The sequence below is a fragment of the Roseibium sp. LAB1 genome, from assembly GCF_054658235.1.
The window spans coordinates 427,990-449,358 of the sequence record NZ_BAAGIB010000002.1 but is presented as its reverse complement, the minus strand read 5'-3'; the positions used below and the strand labels follow the sequence as shown (position 1 = coordinate 449,358).

Below are 21,369 nucleotides of genomic sequence, written 5' to 3'. Positions count from 1 at the left end.
TGCAGGGGCGCTGATGTTTGCACTGCCCGGGGCGGCTCAAACGCCACCGGGGATCGAGGACGTGCTGCGCCAGCAACGCCAGATCATCGAGCGCGAGGAACAGCAGCGCCGGCTTGAACGCGACCGGTTTCTGGGGGGAACGACCGAGCCGTCCCAGCGTTCGCCGGATCTGCTGCCGCAGGCAACCGGCGGCGAGGGGCCATGCGTTGACGTCGACCGGATCCGGTTCGAAGGCGCGAACCGTGTTCCCGCCCGCCAGCTGGAGCTGCTGGTCCGCAACCGCCAGGGCGCCTGCCTGACGCTGACCGACATTCAGAACGTGCTGAGAGCGGCGACCAACTATTACGTCGAAAAGGGCTTTGTAACCTCGCGCGCCTATCTGGTGCCGCAGGATCTCGGCTCCGGCGAATTGCGCGTTCTCATCGTCGAGGGCTCGGTGTCCGAGGTTCGCCTTCAGGAAAACGGCAAGGCACGACGAGGAGCGGCCCAGCTGTTTGGCGAACGGTCCGGCCGGATCATGAATATCCGTGATTTCGAGCAGGGTCTGGAGCAGATCAACCGGCTGGGATCGAAGGAAGCTGTCATTCGCATCGAGCCGGGCGCTGGCGTCGGCCAGAGCATCGTCACCATCGAGGTGAAGGACGCCTATGCGATGCAACTGTCCGCATCGCTGGACAATGGCGGGTCCACAAGCACCGGTCGTCACCAGTGGAACGGCATCGCCGGCTTCGAAGATGTCCTCGGGTTAAGCGAGTTGCTGACGATTTCCGCCCGCAGTTCGCTCGACAGGCTGGACGAACGTATCTATTCGCGCTCGATCAACGCTTATCTGTCTGTTCCCTGGCGGTATTGGACCGTCAACATCAGCGGGTCTTATCTGGACTATCTGTCCCGTCTGGAAAGCCCTTCGGGCGACTACAGCTATGACGGCACAAGCTGGGAAGGCCGGGTGGAACTGGACCGCGTGCTCCATCGCACCGGGCGCTATGTCTGGCGCGCGGGCGGCGCTTTTTCGCTGAAGGAAGCCACCAACTACATCGAAGAGATCTTCATCGACGCCTCCAGCCAGCGGCTGGCGGTTCTCGAAGCCTCCACAAAAATCAGCGGCCGGATAGCAGGTGGCTTCGGCCAGGCGAGCGTCGCCTTCAGGCAGGGGCTGGACGGCTTTGCCGCCCAGAAGGACAGCCGCCAGCTTAACGGTACACCGGCGGCCCAGTTCAGCCAGGTGACGCTGTCGGGGTTCTACCAGCGCGTCTGGCAGAACCCTGTCGGCCAGCTTTCCTTCCAGGCCAGCACCTATGGCTCCTATTCGCCGGACACGCTGTTTGCGTCCGAGCGGGTGACCATCGGCGGGCCTCTGTCCGTTCGCGGCTTCCGGGATGTCAGCCTGTCGGGTGACGCTGGCGGCTATGGCCAGTTTGAGCTTGGCTTCACGCCCGCGTTCGCCAGCAAAGCCCCGGACAACCTGAAGCGGATATTCGGTCTGCCGCAGGTCTACGCCGGGCTTGATGCAGGCGGTGTTCTGGAAGATGCCGACGATCCGCTGGAGGGCGGAGAGCTGATGGGCGGTGCGGTCGGCCTGCGGCTGAGCGGCGGCATCGTGACCGGCGAAGTGGCTTATGAGCGGGCTCTGGCCCATCCGACATTTCTGGATCCGGCGGAAAACGGCTTTTTGCGTTTCCGGCTGGGCATTTCTCAAACGTTTTAGGCGGATCGGCTTATGATCAAGTCCGTTTTAAATGGTTTCTTCTGTACCGTCTTTCTGGTCCAGACCTCCCTGCCGGCCTTTGCCGGCGGGCTGACACCGGATGGCGCTGCTGCGCCCGGCAACCGGCCGGAGATCATCGCGGCGCCAAACGGCGTGCCGGTCCAGAACATCGTCACCCCAAATGCGCAGGGCCTGTCCCACAACAAGTTCACCGATTTCAATGTCGGCAAGAACGGCTTGATCCTCAACAATTCCAAAGGTGTCGGCCAAAGCAACCTGGGCGGTTACATTGTCGGCAACCCCAATCTTCAAGGCTCCGGCCCGGCATCGGTGATCCTGAACGAAGTCACCTCGTCCAACCGGTCGCTGCTGCAGGGCGCGACGGAGCTGCACGGCGGCCAGGCGGACTACATCCTCGCCAACCCCAATGGCATCACCTGTAATGGCTGCGGCTTCATCAACATTCCGCGGGCAACGCTGACAACAGGCGTGCCGCAAGTCGATGCGGGAACGCTGAAGGGTTTCTCTGTCGACCGGGGCACCGTCACCATTGGTGCGGATGGCGTCGCGGCGGAAAGCGTCGACTATTTCGACATCGTCTCGCGCGCGGTCGAAATCAACGGCAAGATCCACGCTGGCGAGAACCTCGGTGTCTTTGCCGGTCGCAACGACTACGATTATGCCAACCGCTCGGTTGCGGCCAAGGCCGGGTCGGCGGCGGACAAGCCGGAATTTGCCATTGATTCCTCCGCGCTTGGCGGCATGTATGCCGGGCGCATCAAGCTTATCGGCACGGAAAGCGGCGTCGGTGTGCGTGCTCCTGAAAGCGCGACGGCCGCCACCGGCGATTTTCAGATAACCGCCGATGGCAAGCTGGTGCTTGGCGGCACGGTGTCTGCCCGCAAGACCCTGCGCGCCCGGTCCGTCAACGGGTCGGTGGAGGTTCAGCAAAATGCGTCCCTCTATGGCCAGGAAACGCTGGTCCTGAAGGCCGGCGGCGATATCAAGGTTGCCAAGGATGCAACCCTTGGTGCCGGCAGCCAGGTGGAGCTGGAAGCGGCAGGCGTCGATTTTGAGGAGGCGCAGCTCCTGGCGGGCATGGCGCCCGGTGGCACGCTGGCAGCAGGGGTCGGCTCCATCAAGGTGGCAACGACGGGCCTGGCCGATTTTTCCGCCGCCAGCCACCTTCAGGCGGGCGAGGCCATCACCTTCAACGTCGGCGCTCTTCAGCAATCCGGAACCGTTGCCGCCGACACCTACACGGTGCGGGCATCAAACGACGTGGTCCTTGGCAGCGCATCGATCGCCAGTGCAATCGATGTCGCCTCCAGCCTTGGCGACGTCACGGTGGCCTCCGGCTCCGTGCTTTATTCCGGCGGAGACCTTGTCCTTTCGGCAGCCGGCCGTTTGACCGTGGCAACGGCGGGCGAGGTCAACGCGCGCGACCATGTCGCGCTGACAGCACCGGTGATCGACATTTCCGGCGGCAAGGTTTTTGCCGGTGTCACCGGCGAAGGCGCCGCGATAACGGACGCCGGCACGTTGACGCTCACCGCATCCGGTTCGCTCAACGTGGCCGCCGGGTCCCGCCTCCAGTCCGGCGATCTGACACGGATCACCGCCGGCACCTGGAACCAGCTCGGCGCGCTGGAGGTCGGTTCGCTGGCGCTCGATCTTGGCGGGCTTTCCCTCAGCGGTTCCGGGGCGACGGTCGCGGCGCGGGATATCTCCGGCAGAATCACCGGCACGGCAACGCTTGCCGCTGGCGCCCCGGGGCTGACCGCCACCAACGCGCTGGACCTCAGCGTCAACGATCTGACCGTTGCCGGATTGCTGCGCGTGAACGGAAACGGCCAGCTGACCGTCGGCGGCACCCTGTCGGTGACCGGCAAGCTGGAAGCGACCGGCGGGCTGACGGTCAACGGCGGAACCACCAGTGTTGCCTCCGGCGCTTACATCATTGCCAATGATGCTGCCCTGTTCGATGGCCTGGACAGCTTCACCAACCGGGGCGGTGTTCACGCAGGCAATGGCCTGACCATCCGCTCGGCCAGTCTGGACAACCATGGCGGCGTTCTTGTTGCCGAAAACGGCCTGACGCTGGAAGGCCGCACGGTGGGCACCAAGGCGGCCAGCATCATCAACCGCAAGGGCGGGATCATCGAGGCACGGTCCGGAACGCTGACGATCCGGGCTGATAGCCTGAAGAACATCACCGGCGCCACATTCGACACCAGGACGACCGCATATGCCAATGAAGTCGTCGCCGGGGCCTATCCTCCCGACTGGCTGAAGGGCGGCTTCTCCAAATACTGGGCAGCCGGCGGCATCGGCGACTGGGACCAGTTCTGGGACACTGGCGGCGGGCCCGGCGGCTATGTGTTCGTGCCGCACCCGGAAAAGATCAAAGAGATCCTCACGGCCAAAAATGCCACGGCAGCGGACTGGGACCAGAACTGGTGGAAGGACTACGCACCGACATCCATTGCCGAGTTCGACCCGGACAACGGCGCCTATGACGACTGGCTGATGCTCGCGCCCGACGAGGACGGTGCAGCAGGTTCGGGCGATGTGGTGACCATCTACGTCACCGAAGACACCTATGAGCTGGTCGACCCGGTCGCGCGCATCGCGGCGCTGAACGGCAACATGGTGCTGGATGTCGGCATGCTGGAAAACGAATACAGCGACATCGTCGCCTCCGGCGACATGCGCATCGACGGCACCAGTATCGTCAACGGCGGCAAGACCCTGACGCGGGTCATCACCATTCACCAGAGCTGGTCGAGCTACGAAACCCGCACGCTGGGCTTTGCCCCCTCGCACAAGTTTCTCGACAACGGGGTGCAAAGCAAGACGCTGAGCGCCGAAACGATCGATGCCGTTCCCGCGACCATCCACGCCGGCGGATCGCTGATCGGCAACCTGACAGGCACGCTCACCAACGAAGCCGGCGAGCCTTCCACCCCGGAGGACCTGCAAAAGTCCACACAGGACACGTCCATCGTTCAGCTCAACGCCAGCTCCCAGGCCCCGGCCTTCGACCCCGCGTCCTACAAGTTCAACGGCCAGCTTTTCAGCCGTGCTCCGGAAAGCAGCCCGTTCCTTTACGAAACGCGCTTCGCGTTCGTCGACATTGGCGCATTCTTCGGGTCGCAGTATTTCCTGGATACAGTCGGCATTCCCGACATCGACAAGCACATCCGCTCGCTTGGTGATGCCTATTTCGAAAGCCAGTATGTGGCAGAGCAGGTGCGCAGGGCCACGGGCCGCCGCTGGCTGTCCGCCGACCAGACCTCCGATGCCCTGCAGATGAAGACGCTGATCGACAACGCGGGCGCACAGGCAGAGGCGCTCGACCTGGCGTTCGGCGTGTCCCTGAGCGAGGAGCAGATAGCACTCCTGACAAGCGACATCGTCTGGTACGAACGTGCGGTGGTGGACGGCGTCGAGGTGATCGCGCCCCGTCTCTACCTTGCCTCGACAACGGACCTCAACAAGACCGGCGCGGTCATCGCCGGGCGCAACACGACGCTGGAGGCAGCGGAAATCAGGAACGTTCGCGGCACGATCAAGGCCGACGAAACCCTGGTCGCCAGCGCCGCCGGCACCCTGCTCAACAGGTCCGGCACGATCAGCGGCAGGGATGTGACCCTGTCCGGCGAGACTGTCTCGATCGAAACCGCAACCCGGGCGACCGGCAACGGCACCACGGCCATCGGCACCTGGGCCTATGAGCGCGGCACGGTGACGGCGGAAGACTCGCTGACCATCCGCAGCGATAACGACACCCGCATCACCGGGGCCGATCTTGCCAGCGGCGGCAGCCTGGAAATCGACGCCGGCCGGGACCTGGTGGTGACCGCCATCGAGCTCGACAGCCATTTCGAAGCCAGTGGCCAGGCAGGCAGCAACCGCTACGATGTGCGCGAAAGCCAGACCCGTGTGTCCGGCTCCACCATCCAGGCGGCAGACGCGGCTGACCTCAAGGCCGGGCGCAACATCGCCGTGGAAGGCTCGCTGATTGCCAGCGACGGCACGGCCAGCCTGACAGCCGGTGAAAACGTCACCATCGGCACGGCAGAGGAAAGCCGGGAAGACCGGTCCGCGCGCAACAAAAGCGGCTTCCTGACCTCAAGTTCCAGGAAACGCGACAGCAGCAGCACCACGCAGGTCGGCTCCATGGTGACCGCGCTCGGCGATCTGGAGATCTCGGCCGGCACCGGGGATGTGGTGGTCAAGGGCTCTGCCGTATCCTCCGAAAGCGACGTTGCCCTGTCGGCCGGGCGCGATGTGCGTCTGGAAGCTGCGCAAAACACCTCCGAAGACAGCCGAGTCGACAAGAAAAGCGGCTTCTTTGCCGAAACCGGCAACATGGGTGTGGTCGCCGGCTACAAGTCCGAACGGCATACCTCCGACACCAGCTCGTTGACCCAGGTCACCTCGGCGGTGTCCGGCCGGAACGTTTCCATCGATGCCGGGCGCGATGTGGTTTCCGAAGCTGCCTCCGTCGCCGCCGACGAAGACCTTGGCATAACCGCCGGGCGCGACATCGTCCTGGACAGCGTCCACGATCTTTATGCCCATTCGGAAAGCCACAAGATCGACACCTTCGCGCTGTCGGTCGGCGCCTTCGAAAACATCTCCGGTCCGGTGAAATCGCTGGCGGATGCCCCGCGCATGGCAGCCTCGGGCAAGGGCAATCTCGGCTATCAGGCGCTTTCCGCGGTCTCCGCCGGGCTGAAGGCGGTCGACGCGCTCAACCAGCTCAACGCCATCCGCCAGGGCGGCACCATTGCCGGGGTGCGCATCGGCATCGGCATCTCCCGCGAGGAAAGCAGCTCGTCGGAGGTTAGCGCCATCGCCCGCACCGCCACGCTGTCGGCGGGCAACGACATGTCCCTGGAGGCGGGACGCGACATCACCGCCAAGGGGGCCCGGATCGACGCCGGCAACGATATCGCCATGGCGGCGGGACGGGATGCCATCCTGGAATCGGCGCAGAACCATCTCGCCTATGAGGGCGAAAGCTCCAGCATGTCCGCGGGCATCGGGCTGACGCTTGGTGTCGGCGCCAGTGGCAAGAATGGGGCCCCCGGCGCCAGCCTCAGCCTGGGGCTGGATGTCTCCGGCCAGCAGAGTTCCTACAGCCAGTCGCAGACCTATCACACCAATACGGATGTGACGGCGGGCGGCAACGTGTCGGTCGAAACCGGCCGGGACCTTGCCCTGAAGGGCGCGCGGATTGAAGCCGACAGTGCCGATCTCGACATCGGCCGCAACCTCACCATCGAAAGCCGGCTGGACACGGCCGAAGGCTCCAACCAGAGCAGCGGCTACAGCGCCGGGGTTTCCGTTGGCATCGGGCTGGGGGCAGACGGCGCCGGGCCCACCTTCGGCGCATCTGCCAGCGTCAACGGGGCCAAGGGCTCCAACAGCTCGGCCTGGGTGAACGCCCCCTCCGGCATCGTCACCGACAACGCGCTCAATGCCGATGTCGGCGAAACGACCTCGATCACCGGCGGGGTGATCGCCTCGCGCTCCGGCGACCTGACCCTTGAAACCGAGCGTCTGGAAACGGCGGATATCGACCTTCACCGCAAGGGGCGGCAGGTTTCCGGTTCGGTCGGCGTCAGCATAGGCTCCAATCCGGAAGGCAAGTCCAAACCGGGCATCACGGTGGAAGGGGCCTATTCCAACTCCGAGACCGAGGGCGTTGCCCGCGCCACCATCGGCGAAGGCGAGATCACCGTGCGCGACGGCGATGGCGACGGCATCAAGGCCGCCGACCTGGAAGCCGAGGCGGACGCGGCAGAAGCCGAAGGCGACACGGCCCGCGCCGAAGCCCTGCGCACCGAAGCGGACCGGGAAGCCGCTGAGGACACCACCGCCACTGAAACCCAACTTTCCAACCTCAACCGCGACCCGGACGCGGTGGTGGAAGTGACCTCGCAGAAGCAGGAAGGGTTTGAGCTTTATGTGAGTGATACGAGCATCGTCAAAGCGGTGGAGGCTGTAGAGACTGCAGGCAAAACTCTGGCTGACATAGCCGACGCTGTTGTGGATGCATTATCGAAAGACCAAGATTTACCTGCTGAAGAAGCGAAAACCCTCAAACAAGCTGTCAAAGAGGCTCAAGCGGATCCTGAAGTAAGAGAGCAATTGGCCAGTTGCGGCCAGGAGCAGGGCTGGAACCTGTTCGACTGGATTATTACGCCGGCACACGCGCAGACTATGTGCTCAATCAGTTTGGGGTCTGGTGAAACTATATCACTGACACCAGACCAGGCGGAGGCCAGCCTCGATATTGTCGACTGGATCGCAGGCAATCTCTCGGCAAAAGGGCTTGCACGGGTACTTGGACCTGTCGGCGCGTTGCTGGCCTCGACGGGGCCTGCCGGTGATGTCACCGAATATTCAGTCACCGATACCGACGGCACTCGCTACGACATCAATATCGATGGACCTGAAGGAACTGTTACCATTTCGTTCGATGGCAATGACACTGCCACGGAACTGAAATTTACACTGTCTTCAAATACTGGAAACTATGTTCTGACCAGCGGAGAGATGAACGGTCAGTCTCTCAGCCAGGATGCCTTAAAGAAGACATGGCAGGTCCTTGCCAACCAAATCGGTGACAATGGCGGCCCGCCACTAACCGACGAAGATCTCGGACGAACCGATGAGAACGGCAGCAACAACAACAACGGTGGCAACGGCCCGCATCTCGTCGGTCCCATCGGGTGGGAAAGTCATAGTGGTGGAAATGACGCCACAAATAAGGGGCTGACCAAATACGAAGGCGATTTAGTTTATTCATCCAAAATCGAAACACAGATGAAAAAACGTGGATGGACCGACGATCAGGTGCGAGAGGCACTTATGACGGAAGGCATTCCAACTAGCGGGAAACAGGGACCAGCTACAAGATATGTACACCCGACAACTGGACAATCTGTGGTTAGAGACAACACCACAGGAGAAATTTTTCACGTAGGTGGACCTGGGTATGTCTATGAATAACCGAGTGAAAGCATACGTACGTTTGCTAGACGAAGGAATAGACGTTTGGCGTCCTTGCTATGTGCGCATGGTAAGGAAAGGGGTAGCAATAGTTCTACCTGATGAGTATTTACCCGAAGATTTTAGTGAAGAGTGGGAGTGCAAGCCGGGAGATATTGTTTCAATAGAAATAAAAGGTGATAAAATGCGCATTTTTCCACTGTAGTTAAAATCTCTCTGGGTAATATATGCTACAAAGAGGACGCAAATCATCGATGAACTATTGGCGGGTGGTGCCAAGATCACACTGAATAGCCCCGTGTTTTCTAGACGCCCTCGGCTTTCCTTTTCTGCTGCCGTCTCAACCGGAAGGGTATTACACTGAATATGTACACCCAACACCTGGAGTAATCGGACAGGGGCCTCAACGAGTGATTCAAGGGCAAGGTGGAGGACTGTATTATACGCCAGATCACTATGGCACGTTTATTCCATTGAATTAGAAGGCAATGCGCTTTTTCAAGTATTTCAAGGATGAGGCTGAGTTGGTACTTCTGGATGGGGCGATATTTTGGTTGCCAACAGGTAGCACCAGTAAGTCAAGTCTCTTTACGGCGTATGGTAGAGCTCTGCGAGCACCTAACGGGTATTTTGGTGAGAACTGGGATGCTTTTAGTGATTGCTTGCTTGAACTTGATTGGATCGATTCATTTGAAGTTTTCTTAATCCACCGAGAGCTGCCGCACCTATCGCAAGAAGAGACCGCGATCTATCTGGACATTCTTCAACACGCAATGACGACATGGTCCGATAAGAAGACGGATGAACTGTCTCACCTTTATCCTAGTTTTATTCCACACCGACTGACCATTTATTTCCCAAGAGAAATTGAGGAATTAGTCTCATCGTTTGTTGGAGGGGGCGCTTCTCACTCCCATTCCTCAGGCGCCTGATATTCTGGCATATGTATAGCGGGCATGACCGTCAGACCTGAAACCAATGTAAAATGATGCAGCTGCTCCGCCTTATGGTGTGGGAAGATGTTAACTCGCCTATGAGGGCGAAAGCTCCAGCATGTCCGCGGGCATCGGGCTGACGCTTGGTGTCGGCGCCAGTGGCAAGAATGGCGCCCCCGGCGCCAGCCTCAGCCTGGGGCTGGATGTCTCCGGCCAGCAGAGTTCCTACAGCCAGTCGCAGACCTATCACACCAACACGGATGTGACGGCGGGCGGCAACGTGTCGGTCGAAACCGGCCGGGACCTTGCCCTGAAGGGCGCGCGGATTGAAGCCGACAGTGCCGATCTCGACATCGGCCGCAACCTCACCATCGAAAGCCGGCTGGACACGGCCGAAGGCTCCAACCAGAGCAGCGGCTACAGCGCCGGGGTTTCCGTTGGCATCGGGCTGGGGGCAGACGGCGCCGGGCCCACCTTCGGCGCCTCTGCCAGCGTCAACGGGGCCAAGGGGTCCAACAGCTCGGCCTGGGTGAACGCCCCCTCCGGCATCGTCACCGACAATGCGCTCAATGCCGATGTCGGCGAAACGACCTCCATCACCGGCGGGGTGATCGCCTCGCGCTCCGGCGACCTGACCCTTGAAACCGAGCGTCTGGAAACGGCGGATATCGACCTTCACCGCAAGGGCCGGCAGGTTTCCGGTTCGGTCGGCGTCAGCATCGGCTCCAATCCGGAAGGCAAGTCCAAACCGGGCATCACGGTGGAAGGGGCTTATTCCAACTCCGAAACCGAGGGCGTTGCCCGCGCCACCATCGGCGAAGGCGAGATCACCGTGCGCGACGGCGATGGCGACGGCATCAAGGCCGCCGACCTGGAAGCCGAGGCGGACGCGGCAGAAGCCGAAGGCGACACGGCCCGCGCCGAAGCCCTGCGCACCGAAGCGGACCGGGAAGCGGCTGAGGACACCACCGCCACTGAAACCCAACTTTCCAACCTCAACCGCGACCCGGACGCGGTGGTGGAAGTGACCTCGCAGAAGCAGGAAGGGTTTGAGCTTTATGTGAGTGATACGAGTGTCAAAGATGCTTTCAAAGCCGTCAAACTGGTTGGGCACGCAGCTTCTTCCATCGTTTCCAGTGTCATGGAAAGGATGGGAGATGAAAACTCAGGTTTAAAAGACCTGGCCCAAGCCAAACGTGCGGGACACCTTTCGGACGAAGCGATCCTGACACAGCTTGCTGGTTGCAACCCTCAGCATGGCTTTAATCTATGGCAATTGTTCGTTTCACCTGCCTATGCGCGAGGAACTTGCTCCGTCACGACATCCAATGGGTATGTCATTAACCTGAGCGACGACGAGACACGTCAATGCCTTGAGATCTATCTCGGCACTATGATCGCCAACCCAGAGGATGCCGGTCGTTGGGCGGATCTGCTCCGCAACGGGAACCTCACGGCTCCGGTAAGGGCAATGGGCGCAATCGCGGCCATGTCAAACGGCCCGTATGTAACAGGCTACGGAGAAGATGGCGAAGGCCTTGTAACGACAGACGGCAATGGTCGTTTCCTCTATAAGAATACGGTTACAGGTGACTTATTCTTTGCCAACCCGCTGGATGTGGGGGATCCGGCAGTCATTTCTTATGTAAGCGACGCATCTGCGGTCGGTGGGCCGGGAACCAGCTTCACTACAGTAAGACTCGCTCTCGCTCCGAAGTTTGTTGGAAAAGCAAAGGCTCCAAAGGAAGTAATTACTTCAGAACAATTCTCGCGTTTAGGGGGTGTTGGTCGCCAATATTATACTAGTCTTCGATCAAAAGGTGTTCCAGCAGTCGACGCATATAACGCAGCTAAAGGGAACATGATGCATATGCCTTATGCACCGCGTGTTCGGCAGAGGGCTGTCGAAGACCCTGGAGGGCACAACTTCCCAAGATCAATCGATGAGAAAATGTTCGAAGTTCCGCCAGTTGTTGTTCGTGGTGGTGGACTGGGCTATGCAATTCAAGGAACCCGAAATGGCGCCCCGGTTGTCTTCAACACGATCGTGAAAAATGGACGTATTATCCACCGCGACGCCATTCCAGCGTCCCAATGGGGCCAACGCTCACGTAGTTTCGGCTGGCCGGGAACCTTGAATGATATTCCAACTGGAACAGTAAATTGGCCAGGTCATTGATATGAAACTCTTTGGTGAAAATTCAGCACGTGTCGAGTTTTCGAGAAAGTTGCCTTCGAGCGATTTAATTGATTTTAAATTTTCGTGCGAATGGTGTTCTGGAGAATTCCAGCTATTCTCAAGTGATCAGGATTTCGAAGGGCTGGAGAGGCTTTGCAATTCAATAGCAAAAGGTAAGAAAAAAGGTAGTTGGATTAGCGAAGAGGGTGATCTTGAATTGAGGTTTTCTGTGCAGTCATTGGGTCGTGTGCGGGCTAGTGTTATCTGCTGCCCTTCAGTTAATTTAACACATCCAGGGAGGCTGGAATTTGAAATGGAGCTGGAGTTATCCTCATTTGGCTTCATTGCCTGATCACTCGGAAGCTTCTTGTTGCACCTGATCAACTTACCTGGAAACCGAGGGATGCTGCGGAAGTTGAATAGCTCCGCGTTTTCTCGGCGCATTTGGCCTTCCTTTTCTGCTGTCGTTTGAACTCGACGGGCGACAGCATCCCGTATCTGAGCTGTTTGCGCTTTGAATTGTAGAATATCCGGATAGCCCGTTCGGTAATCTGCGCCCCCCTTCCATCGAAAATCAACGCCTCTTGATCGATCAATTGTTTCGAGCCGTGGTAGCGAGAGCGCCTGACCCGCTTCTCCGAAATTTCCCCGTTTTGAGGTTAGCCTGTTTCCATTTCGCACTTTACCCAACTTCACCGCGCTGAGGTGGCCTGTTCCGGTCATATCCCCGTTGTTTGATGTAGTCGCGGAGCAGGCCCACCCGGTTGGGGCGGAAGCTTTCGGTGCCGGGCGCCAGTGAGGCGATCCGGCTGACGTGGAAGTGGCGGTAGTCGTGCCGAAGGCGGCAATGGGCGAGCAGCAGCAGCGAGGTTTCGCTGTAGGACAGGCCCATCGGCCAGATTTCCCGGGTGGTCGTCCGCTCCTGCAGGTCGCGATAGGTGATGATCAGGCTGAACTCTTCCCAGCAGGCCTCGCGCAACAGGTCGAGATCCACCGTCACCGGCGGGCGCTTGTCCGGCTGCCGCCAGCTGCGCATCACCGTGTGCATGGCCTGGCGGGCCTGCCGGTCGGGCAGGGTGGCGATGATGCGGGCCATGGCGTTGCGGCCGGCCTTTTTCAGTGTCTCGTCACCAATCTGGTCCAGCCCGCTTTGTGCCAGCATCAGCGCCTCGATTTCCAGCCGGGAGAAACTCTGCGGCGGCAACACGGGATCTTCCGTCAAGGTGTAGCCGACGCCCGCGGCCCCGTCGATCAGGGCGCCACCCGCACGCAAGGTCGCGATGTCGCGGTAGAGCTGGCGCAGGGAAACGCCGGTCTCTTCTGAAAGACGTGCGGCGGTGACCGGTTGGGGTAGGCGCCTGAGGGTATCCATCAGACGCATCAGCCTGTCCATGCGGGCCATGTTTGCTCCTGCCGTAAATTGTCAGCAGGGGGAAGCTATACCTCTGGCATCACAAAGAAAAGGAGCTTTCCCATGATGACGCTTTATCATTCCCCCAACAGCCGGTCTTCGGCAATCGTGACGCTGATCGAAGAGCTGGGCGCCGACGTTGAGGTGAAGGAAGTGACGGTTCGCCGGCTGGATGGCTCGGGCGGGCCGGATGCATCCAACCCGCATCCCGAAAAGAAGGTGCCCTACCTGGTGGATGGTAGCGAGGGGATCCGCGAGCGCGGCGCAATCATGCTTTATCTCACCGACAAGTTTCCAGAAGCCGGGCTGGGGCCGATCGAGGGCCAGCCGGGGCGCGGGGACTACCTGTCCTGGCTGTTCTACTATCAGGGTGTGATGGAGCCGATCATCATCCTGAAATTCGCCCAGTTTACGCATCCGGCCGTGGAGGCAAGCCTGCGCGATTTCGACACGATGGTCGCGCGGCTGTCGGAAACGCTGGAAAAGCAGCCTTACCTGCTGGGCGAAAATTATTCGGCCGCCGACCTGTTGTGCAGCGGTCCGTTCCTGTGGCTGCCGGACATGTTGCCGGACAACGAGGCGATCCGTGACTGGGTGAAGCGGTGCAGTGAACGCCCGGCCACCGTGCGGACGTTGGAGCGTGAACGCCAGGCGGCCTGAGAGGTTTTGAACCTCTGCTGACGATATGGCCTGCCGGGTTTTGCCCGGTGGGCCATATCGGTTTGCGCAGTTGTCTTGAGAACGGCCCAGAAACTGGAAGAATTGCCTGCGTGGCTTTCCAGTTGGCCCGCCCGTTCGTTTCTGCCGGTGAGGGCGAGGGCCGTCAGTCCGGCCTCGTCCGCAACTGGCCTTCATAGTCGCGCTTGCCGATGGGCACGCCGCGCGTGCGCAGGATGTCGTAGGCGGTGACGGCGTGGAAATGAAAGTTCGGCAGCAGGAAGGACAGGAGAAAGGTCTCCGATGTCAGGGGCATCGGCCGAGGGCTGATGTGAACCAGATCAAGGTCGAGAAGCCGGCCCGACCAGTCGTTTACCTCGGCGGGCGTATAGGCCTGCAAGCGTGTCACTGTCTGCGCGATCCGGTCCTGCAGAGCCGCATATGGGGCTGGTCCGACAAGCGGCGGAGGGGTGAAGGCACCCGTTCTCATCGCTTCCAGGCCCCAGACGGAAAAATTGTCGACGCACTCGATCTGAAACCAGAACGGAGCCATGTCCGGATAAAGCCGCGCGGTCACGAAGTCGTCCGGATCGGTGCCTGTCTGCTGGCAATGGGTTGCCGCCTTTTGAAGAAACCCGCTGACGGCGCGTGCCGTTTGCAGGAAGGTCGGCACGCTCATGTCGTAGAGGGTGGTCGCCACGGGCAGTTTCCTGGTCATGATCCGGGTTCGAAACACGCCTTGGCGTGATCTTCAAAGGGTACGACGGGGAGGCGGATTATATCCATGAAATTTGAGCGCTGCGGCAGAAGCTGACAGCAAGCCTCGGTTGGCTGGGCCTGGTGTCCTTCCTCTCAAACACCGCGGCTCGAAGGGGTGTTTGAAGTATTCCGGCACTGGTGGCGTATCAGCGCCTTTTGCCGAAAGTCGGTTTTCCGGCGCTTGCGTCCGGCCGGTTCCGGCGCACGGAGGCGCGCTCGTCGGCATGCGGTTCGCCCATGTGGCGGCGCTGGAAAAAATTGTCCGGACTGTCACGGCGTTCGTCGAGTTCGCCTTTCAAGGCTTCTTCGGATGATTTCAGCACTTGCGCGCGCTGCGCCGCTACGGGTCGTTTCTCGCCGATGAACTGCACACCGCACCGGAGGCCTTCTTCCCAGCGGCGTTCGCAGGTAACCTCATAATTTTCCAGATCAATATGCAGGTCGAATTCCTTTGGCAGCATGTAGGCCTGCTCGAATTCCAGCATGGCGCCGCCGTCGGAAATGTTGCGCACGATGCAGGGAATGGACCGCAAGCCGTGCTGAAAGACCATCTTGCCTTTTTTGAACACGCGTGCCCGCCGCTCTCGCGGCATCTGTTCGCTGGCGCTCTCATCCGCAGTATGCTGCGGGAACGGTCTGGCGTCCGACATGGGTCTCTCGCATTCTCATGGTGTCCAGGGGCACTTTAACCCCCATTCGGGATAAGTTTAGGCGCAAAGCCCTTGCCAATCGGTGAATCCACGTATGGATCAGTCAGGTAAAGCCCTGCATAGGACCATGTTGGGAGAAACAAAAGCTCCCTTGCGACGGTCAGAGAAACCTGAGCTTTTTGTATTCTGGCGAAAACGTGGAACACCATTCCTTGAATTGATACACTGTACCTTTCTATTTACGGGACAGCCACGCGGGCGGACAGCGCGGGGGGCAATATTTCCCGGCGCAAATTGAGGCATCAATGACTGAAGACCAGATATCTTTCTTGAACCGGCTAGCCCTGAGAGCTGGTGAGGAAATCCTCAAAATCTACGCGGAACCGTTCGAAGTCGAGAACAAGGTCGACGGGTCTCCGGTGACCAAGGCCGACGCTGCAGCCGAGGAAATCATTCTCGCGGGCCTAGCGGAAAAGTTCCCCGATATTCCGGTGGTGGCTGAAGAAGCCGTCGAGGCCGGCACGCTGCCTTCGGCGGGCACGCGGTACTTTCTGGTCGATCCGCTCGACGGGACCAAGGAATTCCTGAAGAAGAACGGCGAGTTCACCGTCAACATCGCCCTGATCGAGGACGGCCGCCCGGTGTTCGGTGTGGTCTCCGCACCTGCCCTTGAAGAGATCTATTGGGGCGGGGACATCCAGAGTGATGGCAAAACCGAAACAAAGGCCTTCAAGGGAACCATTGAGAACGGCGGGATCACCAATATCGCGCCGATATCCGTGCGCACGCCGCCGGTGGACGGCATCAGCGTGCTCGCCAGCCGCTCTCATCTTTCGGAAGAGACCACTGCCCTGATCTCGCGGCTACAGGTCGCCGAGCAGGTGAACGTCGGTTCGTCGCTGAAGCTGTGCTGGGTAGCCGCCGGCCGGGCGGATTTCTATCCCCGTCTTGCCCCCACGATGCAATGGGACATTGCAGCAGGCGATGCGGTTGTGCGCGCCGCCGGCGGGGCGGTCGTTCTGGCTTCAACCGGTGAGGACTTTGTCTACCGGGTGCCGGAAAACGCCCGCAAGGACGACCTGCGGAACCCGTATTTTCTGGCAGCCGGGTGCAGGACCCTCCTGCGGGACGCGGCCGCGGACGCCTGACAATTGGCAAATTGCGCGGGCAAGAGGCCCGTGCCGGACTTTTGATACGGCCGGTTCGCCGGCCAAACGGAAAAGCGAACATGAACATGCAATCTCACGGGATCACGCCCGAGCGCCTCAGCAATCTGAAGCGGCTGGAAGCGGAAAGCATCCACATCATCCGCGAAGTGGCGGCGGAATTCTCAAATCCGGTGATGCTCTATTCCATCGGCAAGGACTCCGGCGTCATGCTGCACCTGGCGATGAAGGCCTTCTATCCGTCCAAGCCGCCGTTTCCGCTGCTGCACGTGGACACGACCTGGAAATTCCGCGACATGATCACCTTCCGTGACGAGACCGCGGCGCGTCTCGGCATGGACCTGATCGTCCATACCAACCCGGAAGGGCTTGAAAAGAATATCGGCCCGTTTTCCCACGGCTCCTCGGTTCATACGCACATCATGAAAACCGAAGCGCTGAAACAGGCGCTGAACAAATACGGCTTCGATGCCGCCTTTGGCGGCGCGCGCCGGGACGAGGAAAAGTCCCGCGCCAAGGAGCGTGTCTTCTCCTTCCGCAATTCCAATCACGGCTGGGACCCGAAGAACCAGCGGCCGGAACTGTGGAACCTCTACAATGCCCGTGTGGCAAAGGGCGAGAGCATCCGCGCCTTTCCGCTGTCCAACTGGACCGAGCTTGATATCTGGCAGTACATCCTGACGGAAGACATCCCGATGGTGCCGCTCTATTTCGCTGCAAAGCGCCCGGTCGTGAACCGCGATGGCATGCTGATCATGGTCGACGACGACCGCATGAAGCTGCAGGCCGGTGAAGTGATCGAGGAAAAGATGGTTCGCTTCCGGACACTCGGCTGCTATCCGCTGACCGGCGCCATTGAATCGGACGCCGACACGTTGCCCGCCATTGTCCGCGAAATGCTGATTGCCCGTACGTCCGAACGCCAGGGCCGCCTCATCGACAAGGATGAAAGCGCGTCGATGGAGAAGAAGAAGCGGGAAGGATATTTCTAAGATGACGATCGAAAACATTGAAGAAGCTGCAGAGACAGCCGTCACCGAATATATCCTGGCGCAGGAAAGCAAGGACCAGCTTCGTTTCCTGACCTGCGGGTCAGTCGACGACGGCAAGTCGACGTTGATCGGCCGTCTGCTCTATGACACCAAGCTGATCTTCGAAGACCAGCTTGCCGCGCTGGAGCGTGATTCCAGAAAGCACGGCACCGTGGGCGAGGACATCGACCTGGCACTGCTGGTCGACGGTCTTGAGGCCGAGCGCGAGCAGGGCATCACCATCGATGTCGCCTATCGTTTCTTCGCGACCGAAAAGCGCAAGTTCATCGTTGCCGACACACCGGGTCACGAGCAATACACCCGCAACATGGCAACCGGCGCATCCACCGCCGATCTCGCCGTGCTGCTGGTTGACGCGCGCAACGGCCTGATGGTCCAGACCCGCCGCCACGCGTTCATCGCGTCGCTGCTGGGCATCCGCCACGTTGTGCTGGCCATCAACAAGATCGACCTTGTCGGCTATTCCCAGGAACGCTTCGAAGAGATCCGCAAGGAATTCGAAGTCTTTGCCAACGGGTTCGACTTCGAAACCCTGCAGGCAATTCCGATGTCCGCGCGTTATGGCGACAATGTCACCGGGCGCAGCGACAAGATGGACTGGTATTCCGGCCCGACCTTGCTGGAGCACCTGGAAACCGTTCAGGTGGGTGAGCATGTTCTGGAAGCGCCGTTCCGCTTTCCGGTGCAGTGGGTCAACCGGCCGAACCTCGATTTCCGCGGCTATTCCGGCACGGTCGCCAGCGGCCAGGTGTCGGTTGGAGACGAGCTGGTGGTTGCCGGTCCTGCAAAGCAGTCCAGGGTGAAATCGATCATCGGAGCAAGCGGCGAAGTCAGTTCGGCCCGGGCCGGCGAGGCGGTCACCATCTCGCTGGAAGACGAGATCGACATTTCCCGTGGCGATCTACTGACCTCGACTGCACACCGCCCCGACGTCGCCGACCAGTTTGCGGCCCATGTCATCTGGATGTCCGACGAGCCGTTGCTGCCGGGCAGGTCCTATCTTCTGAAGATTGGCACCCGCACGGTGACGGCGACTGTCTCTGAGATCAAACACAAGATCAACGTCAACACGTTTGAGCATGTGGCGGGCAAGACACTGACGCTGAATGAAATCGCTTTCTGCAATTTCTCGCTGTCTTCTGCCGTGCCATTCGATCCGTACGAGGCCAACCACACGACGGGTTCCTTCATCCTGATCGACCGGATGAGCAATTCGACGGTTGGTGCGGGCATGGTCTGGTTCGCTCTGCGCCGGGCGAGCAACATCCATTGGCAGGCTCTCGACGTCGACAAGAAGGCCCGTTCCGAAAAGCTTGGTCAGAAACCGGCGATCCTTTGGTTCACCGGTCTGTCCGGTTCCGGCAAATCGACCATCGCCTCGATTGTCGAAAAGAAACTGCATGTCGACGGGCGCCACACCTACACGCTCGACGGCGACAACGTCCGCCACGGGCTCAACAAGGACCTGGGTTTTACCGATGCCGACCGGGTGGAAAACATCCGCCGCGTGGGCGAGGTCGCCAAGCTCTTTGCCGATGCGGGCATGATCACGCTTGTGTCTTTCATCTCGCCGTTCCGCTCGGAACGTCAGATGGCACGCGACCTTCTGGAAGAGGGCGAGTTCATCGAGGTCTTTGTCGATACGCCAATCGAGGAATGCCGCAAGCGTGATCCGAAAGGCCTTTATGCCAAGGCCGATCGGGGTGAGATCAAGAACTTCACCGGTATCGACAGCCCTTATGAAGCACCGGAAAACCCCGAACTTCATATCCGCAACGTCGGCCGGGACCCGGAAGAGGTTGCCGAAGAGATCGTAGAGTATCTGCGCGAACGCGGATACCTCAACAGCTTTGGCTCCGACGGCGAGGGGATCTGACAAGGCTCCGGACGGGAGTGCGGCAGGGTGAAATGCTGCCCAAACGTCAGAAAAACAGCCATCCGCGTTGCAAGGACGCGGGTGGCTTTTTCGTTTGCGGAAACCGAAGCGATAATCCCGCCAGACGAGCTTGACCTTTCTTTGGAAACAGGGCGCTTTTCAGAAGCTATATACGCGTGTCACGCAGCCCCAATCCATTTCGTACCAGGTCTCTGCGGCGCTTGTAAGTTTCACGGTTCCAGGTGGCCAAGGTGGTTCAGGCAGACTTCGCCATTGCCCGAACCTGCGAAGCCTTTTAATACCTTGGCTGACCAACTCACGCGTTTTGCAAAATGAATTTTTGATCGAAAGGCTTTGGGCAAATCATGAAAACCGTTCTGGTGACTGGCTCTGCGGGGTTTATCGGCTATTTCCTGTGCACCCGCCTTCTCAAGGACGGTTTCCGCGTAATCGGTCTCGATGCCATGACGGATTACTACGACGTTCGCCTGAAGGAACGCCGGCAGCAGATGCTGATGCAGAATGAGCATTTCAAGCCAATAAACGACCGGGTCGAGGCGCCAGACCTGTTGATGTCCCTGTTTCGCACCGAGCGGCCGGATTTCGTCATTCATCTGGCGGCGCAGGCCGGTGTTCGATACTCCATCGAAGCACCACGCTCCTACCTGGAGAGCAACATATGTGGCACGTTCGAGCTGCTGGAGGCCGCAAGAGCCTTCCCGCCGGAACACATGCTGCTCGCGTCCACGTCGTCCGCCTATGGTGCCAATACGGAAATGCCCTACTCGGAGACCGACAAGGCCGACCACCAGATGTCGTTCTATGCGGCGACCAAGAAGGCAACGGAATCCATGGCGCATTCCTATGCCCATCTTTATCACTTGCCGGTGACGATGTTCCGTTTCTTCACCGTCTACGGGCCCTGGGGACGGCCGGACATGGCCCTGTTCAAGTTCACCAAGGCGATCCTCGAAGGCAAGCCGATCGACGTCTATAACTACGGCGACATGAGGCGGGACTTTACCTACGTGGAAGATCTCGTCGAAGGTATCAGGCTGCTGATGGATGCCGTCCCCGTGCGCCCGGCCGAAGGGGAAGAGGTTCCGGACGGCGACAGCCTGTCGCCGGTGGCCCCCTGGCGCGTGGTCAATATCGGCAATTCCACCTGCGTCCAGCTGACCGAATTCATCGAAGCCATCGAGGCGGCAACCGGCAAGACGGCCGAACGCAATCTCATGCCGATCCAGGCCGGCGATGTGCCGGCTACATGGGCAAATGCGGATCTTCTGCAAAGCCTGACAGGCTACCGGCCGAAAACGACGGTGCAGGAAGGCGTTGCCAGGTTCGTCGACTGGTATCGGGACTATTATCGGACGTGAAGCCTGGCAGGCATCGAAGCCATCAGGCGTCGGAAGGCGTCGTCGGCTGCGGTGAGGCAATCTGAGGCGGCTGGCAGACATCGACCCATTCGGCCCCGGTGATTTCCGCCATGCGCTCCGGCTTGATCCTGACAGCGGCATTGGTTGCGCCGGCGGCGGGAATGACCACGTCGTATTCCTTCAGCGAGACATCGCAGTAGACAGGCAACGGCCGGGCAAGGCCGAACGGGCACACGCCGCCGACGGGGTGTCCCGTGAGCGTTTCCACTTCATCAAGGCCCAGCATCTTCACCTTGCCACCAAAGGTTGCTTTTGCTTTCTTGTTGTCCATGCGGGCATCGCCGCGGGCAACCACCAGAAAGATCCTGTCCTTGAGCTGAAATGACAGCGTCTTGGCAATCTGGCCGGGCTCGACCCCATGCGCCTTGGCGGCTAGGTCGACCGTGGCGCTGCTGTCTTCCGTCACGATGACTTCAAGCTCAGGGGCGGCACTGGCAAGGTGGTTGCGAACGCTTTCAAGACTCATGCTGCGGGGCTTCCTTCAGGTCGGATCAAACAGGTCCGGGAGGGA

At 60.1% G+C, this 21,369-nt stretch carries 15 protein-coding genes and 1 pseudogene; 12 read left to right on the top strand and 4 right to left on the bottom strand.

Annotated elements, in window-relative coordinates:
• Positions 1-13 precede the first annotated feature (13 nt).
• From ACYQ54_RS12020 to ACYQ54_RS11990, 7 genes and pseudogenes are all read left to right on the top strand, one after another.
• A complete protein-coding gene (locus tag ACYQ54_RS12020; RefSeq protein ID WP_460082504.1) occupies positions 14-1,708 on the top strand; it encodes a ShlB/FhaC/HecB family hemolysin secretion/activation protein in 1,695 nt (564 codons plus the stop codon).
• A gap of 12 nt (positions 1,709-1,720) precedes the next feature.
• Positions 1,721-8,734, top strand: a complete 7,014-nt coding sequence (locus tag ACYQ54_RS12015) for a two-partner secretion domain-containing protein (RefSeq protein ID WP_460082502.1) — start codon at positions 1,721-1,723, stop codon at positions 8,732-8,734.
• A gap of 290 nt (positions 8,735-9,024) precedes the next feature.
• Positions 9,025-9,216: a ribonuclease domain-containing protein gene (locus tag ACYQ54_RS12010; RefSeq protein WP_460084773.1), complete on the top strand. Its 192-nt coding sequence runs from the start codon at positions 9,025-9,027 to the stop codon at positions 9,214-9,216.
• A 6-nt stretch (positions 9,217-9,222) separates the two neighbouring features.
• Positions 9,223-9,666, top strand: coding sequence for a barstar family protein (locus ACYQ54_RS12005; protein WP_460082500.1), 444 nt, complete (start codon positions 9,223-9,225; stop codon positions 9,664-9,666).
• A 118-nt stretch (positions 9,667-9,784) separates the two neighbouring features.
• A pseudogene (locus tag ACYQ54_RS12000) lies at positions 9,785-10,072 on the top strand (hemagglutinin repeat-containing protein); the annotation flags it as partial.
• The gene (locus tag ACYQ54_RS11995) at positions 10,052-11,848 is read left to right on the top strand and encodes a hypothetical protein (protein ID WP_460084770.1); all 1,797 of its coding nucleotides are present in this window, start codon (positions 10,052-10,054) and stop codon (positions 11,846-11,848) included. The pseudogene ACYQ54_RS12000 and the gene ACYQ54_RS11995, both read left to right, overlap by 21 nt.
• Before the next feature lies 1 nt (position 11,849).
• On the top strand, positions 11,850-12,200 hold the full coding sequence (locus tag ACYQ54_RS11990; RefSeq protein ID WP_460082497.1) for a hypothetical protein: 351 nt from the start codon (positions 11,850-11,852) through the stop codon (positions 12,198-12,200).
• Between the two features lie 330 nt (positions 12,201-12,530).
• On the opposite strand, the gene ACYQ54_RS11985 is transcribed toward ACYQ54_RS11990, so the two are convergent.
• A complete protein-coding gene (locus ACYQ54_RS11985) occupies positions 12,531-13,250 on the bottom strand; it encodes a helix-turn-helix transcriptional regulator (RefSeq protein WP_460082495.1) in 720 nt (239 codons plus the stop codon).
• Positions 13,251-13,322: 72 nt separating this feature from the next.
• On the opposite strand from ACYQ54_RS11985, the gene ACYQ54_RS11980 reads away from it, so the two are divergent.
• Entirely contained in the window at positions 13,323-13,919 is a 597-nt protein-coding gene (locus ACYQ54_RS11980) for a glutathione S-transferase family protein (protein ID WP_460082493.1), read from the top strand.
• 163 nt (positions 13,920-14,082) lie between these two features.
• On the opposite strand, the gene ACYQ54_RS11975 is transcribed toward ACYQ54_RS11980, so the two are convergent.
• Positions 14,083-14,616, bottom strand: a complete 534-nt coding sequence (locus ACYQ54_RS11975; RefSeq protein ID WP_460082491.1) for a DUF1993 domain-containing protein — start codon at positions 14,614-14,616, stop codon at positions 14,083-14,085.
• Between the two features lie 205 nt (positions 14,617-14,821).
• Positions 14,822-15,325 carry a PilZ domain-containing protein gene (locus tag ACYQ54_RS11970; protein ID WP_460082489.1) on the bottom strand — a complete coding sequence of 168 codons (504 nt, stop codon included), beginning with the start codon at positions 15,323-15,325 and terminating at the stop codon, positions 14,822-14,824.
• A gap of 305 nt (positions 15,326-15,630) precedes the next feature.
• Between ACYQ54_RS11970 and cysQ the strand changes: the two genes are divergently transcribed.
• The 4 genes from cysQ (at position 15,631) to ACYQ54_RS11950 (ending at position 20,798) form a co-directional block, all read left to right on the top strand.
• Positions 15,631-16,473, top strand: a complete 843-nt coding sequence (gene cysQ, locus ACYQ54_RS11965; RefSeq protein WP_460082486.1) for a 3'(2'),5'-bisphosphate nucleotidase CysQ — start codon at positions 15,631-15,633, stop codon at positions 16,471-16,473.
• 80 nt (positions 16,474-16,553) lie between these two features.
• On the top strand, positions 16,554-17,483 hold the full coding sequence (gene cysD, locus ACYQ54_RS11960; RefSeq protein WP_460082484.1) for a sulfate adenylyltransferase subunit CysD: 930 nt from the start codon (positions 16,554-16,556) through the stop codon (positions 17,481-17,483).
• Position 17,484: 1 nt separating this feature from the next.
• The gene (gene cysN / locus ACYQ54_RS11955; RefSeq protein WP_460082482.1) at positions 17,485-19,419 is read left to right on the top strand and encodes a sulfate adenylyltransferase subunit CysN; all 1,935 of its coding nucleotides are present in this window, start codon (positions 17,485-17,487) and stop codon (positions 19,417-19,419) included.
• A 365-nt stretch (positions 19,420-19,784) separates the two neighbouring features.
• The gene (locus tag ACYQ54_RS11950; protein ID WP_460082479.1) at positions 19,785-20,798 is read left to right on the top strand and encodes an NAD-dependent epimerase/dehydratase family protein; all 1,014 of its coding nucleotides are present in this window, start codon (positions 19,785-19,787) and stop codon (positions 20,796-20,798) included.
• A gap of 22 nt (positions 20,799-20,820) precedes the next feature.
• Here the strand turns inward: ACYQ54_RS11950 and ACYQ54_RS11945 are convergent, their stop codons facing one another.
• Positions 20,821-21,324, bottom strand: coding sequence for a YbaK/EbsC family protein (locus ACYQ54_RS11945; protein ID WP_460082476.1), 504 nt, complete (start codon positions 21,322-21,324; stop codon positions 20,821-20,823).
• Positions 21,325-21,369: the final 45 nt, after the last annotated feature.

Excerpts from the sequence above, each read along its gene's own strand:
- ACYQ54_RS11985 (WP_460082495.1), bottom strand. The coding sequence starts at position 13,250 with ATGGCCCGCATGGACAGGCTGATGCGTCTGATGGATACCCTCAGGCGC.
- ACYQ54_RS11990 (WP_460082497.1), top strand. The coding sequence starts at position 11,850 with ATGAAACTCTTTGGTGAAAATTCAGCACGTGTCGAGTTTTCGAGAAAG.
- ACYQ54_RS11945 (WP_460082476.1), bottom strand. The coding sequence starts at position 21,324 with ATGAGTCTTGAAAGCGTTCGCAACCACCTTGCCAGTGCCGCCCCTGAG.
- ACYQ54_RS11980 (WP_460082493.1), top strand. The coding sequence starts at position 13,323 with ATGATGACGCTTTATCATTCCCCCAACAGCCGGTCTTCGGCAATCGTG.
- ACYQ54_RS12005 (WP_460082500.1), top strand. The coding sequence starts at position 9,223 with ATGCGCTTTTTCAAGTATTTCAAGGATGAGGCTGAGTTGGTACTTCTG.
- cysD (WP_460082484.1), top strand. The coding sequence starts at position 16,554 with ATGAACATGCAATCTCACGGGATCACGCCCGAGCGCCTCAGCAATCTG.
- cysN (WP_460082482.1), top strand. The coding sequence starts at position 17,485 with ATGACGATCGAAAACATTGAAGAAGCTGCAGAGACAGCCGTCACCGAA.
- cysQ (WP_460082486.1), top strand. The coding sequence starts at position 15,631 with ATGACTGAAGACCAGATATCTTTCTTGAACCGGCTAGCCCTGAGAGCT.
- ACYQ54_RS12015 (WP_460082502.1), top strand. The coding sequence starts at position 1,721 with ATGATCAAGTCCGTTTTAAATGGTTTCTTCTGTACCGTCTTTCTGGTC.
- ACYQ54_RS12020 (WP_460082504.1), top strand. The coding sequence starts at position 14 with ATGTTTGCACTGCCCGGGGCGGCTCAAACGCCACCGGGGATCGAGGAC.
- ACYQ54_RS11970 (WP_460082489.1), bottom strand. The coding sequence starts at position 15,325 with ATGTCGGACGCCAGACCGTTCCCGCAGCATACTGCGGATGAGAGCGCC.
- ACYQ54_RS11950 (WP_460082479.1), top strand. The coding sequence starts at position 19,785 with ATGAAAACCGTTCTGGTGACTGGCTCTGCGGGGTTTATCGGCTATTTC.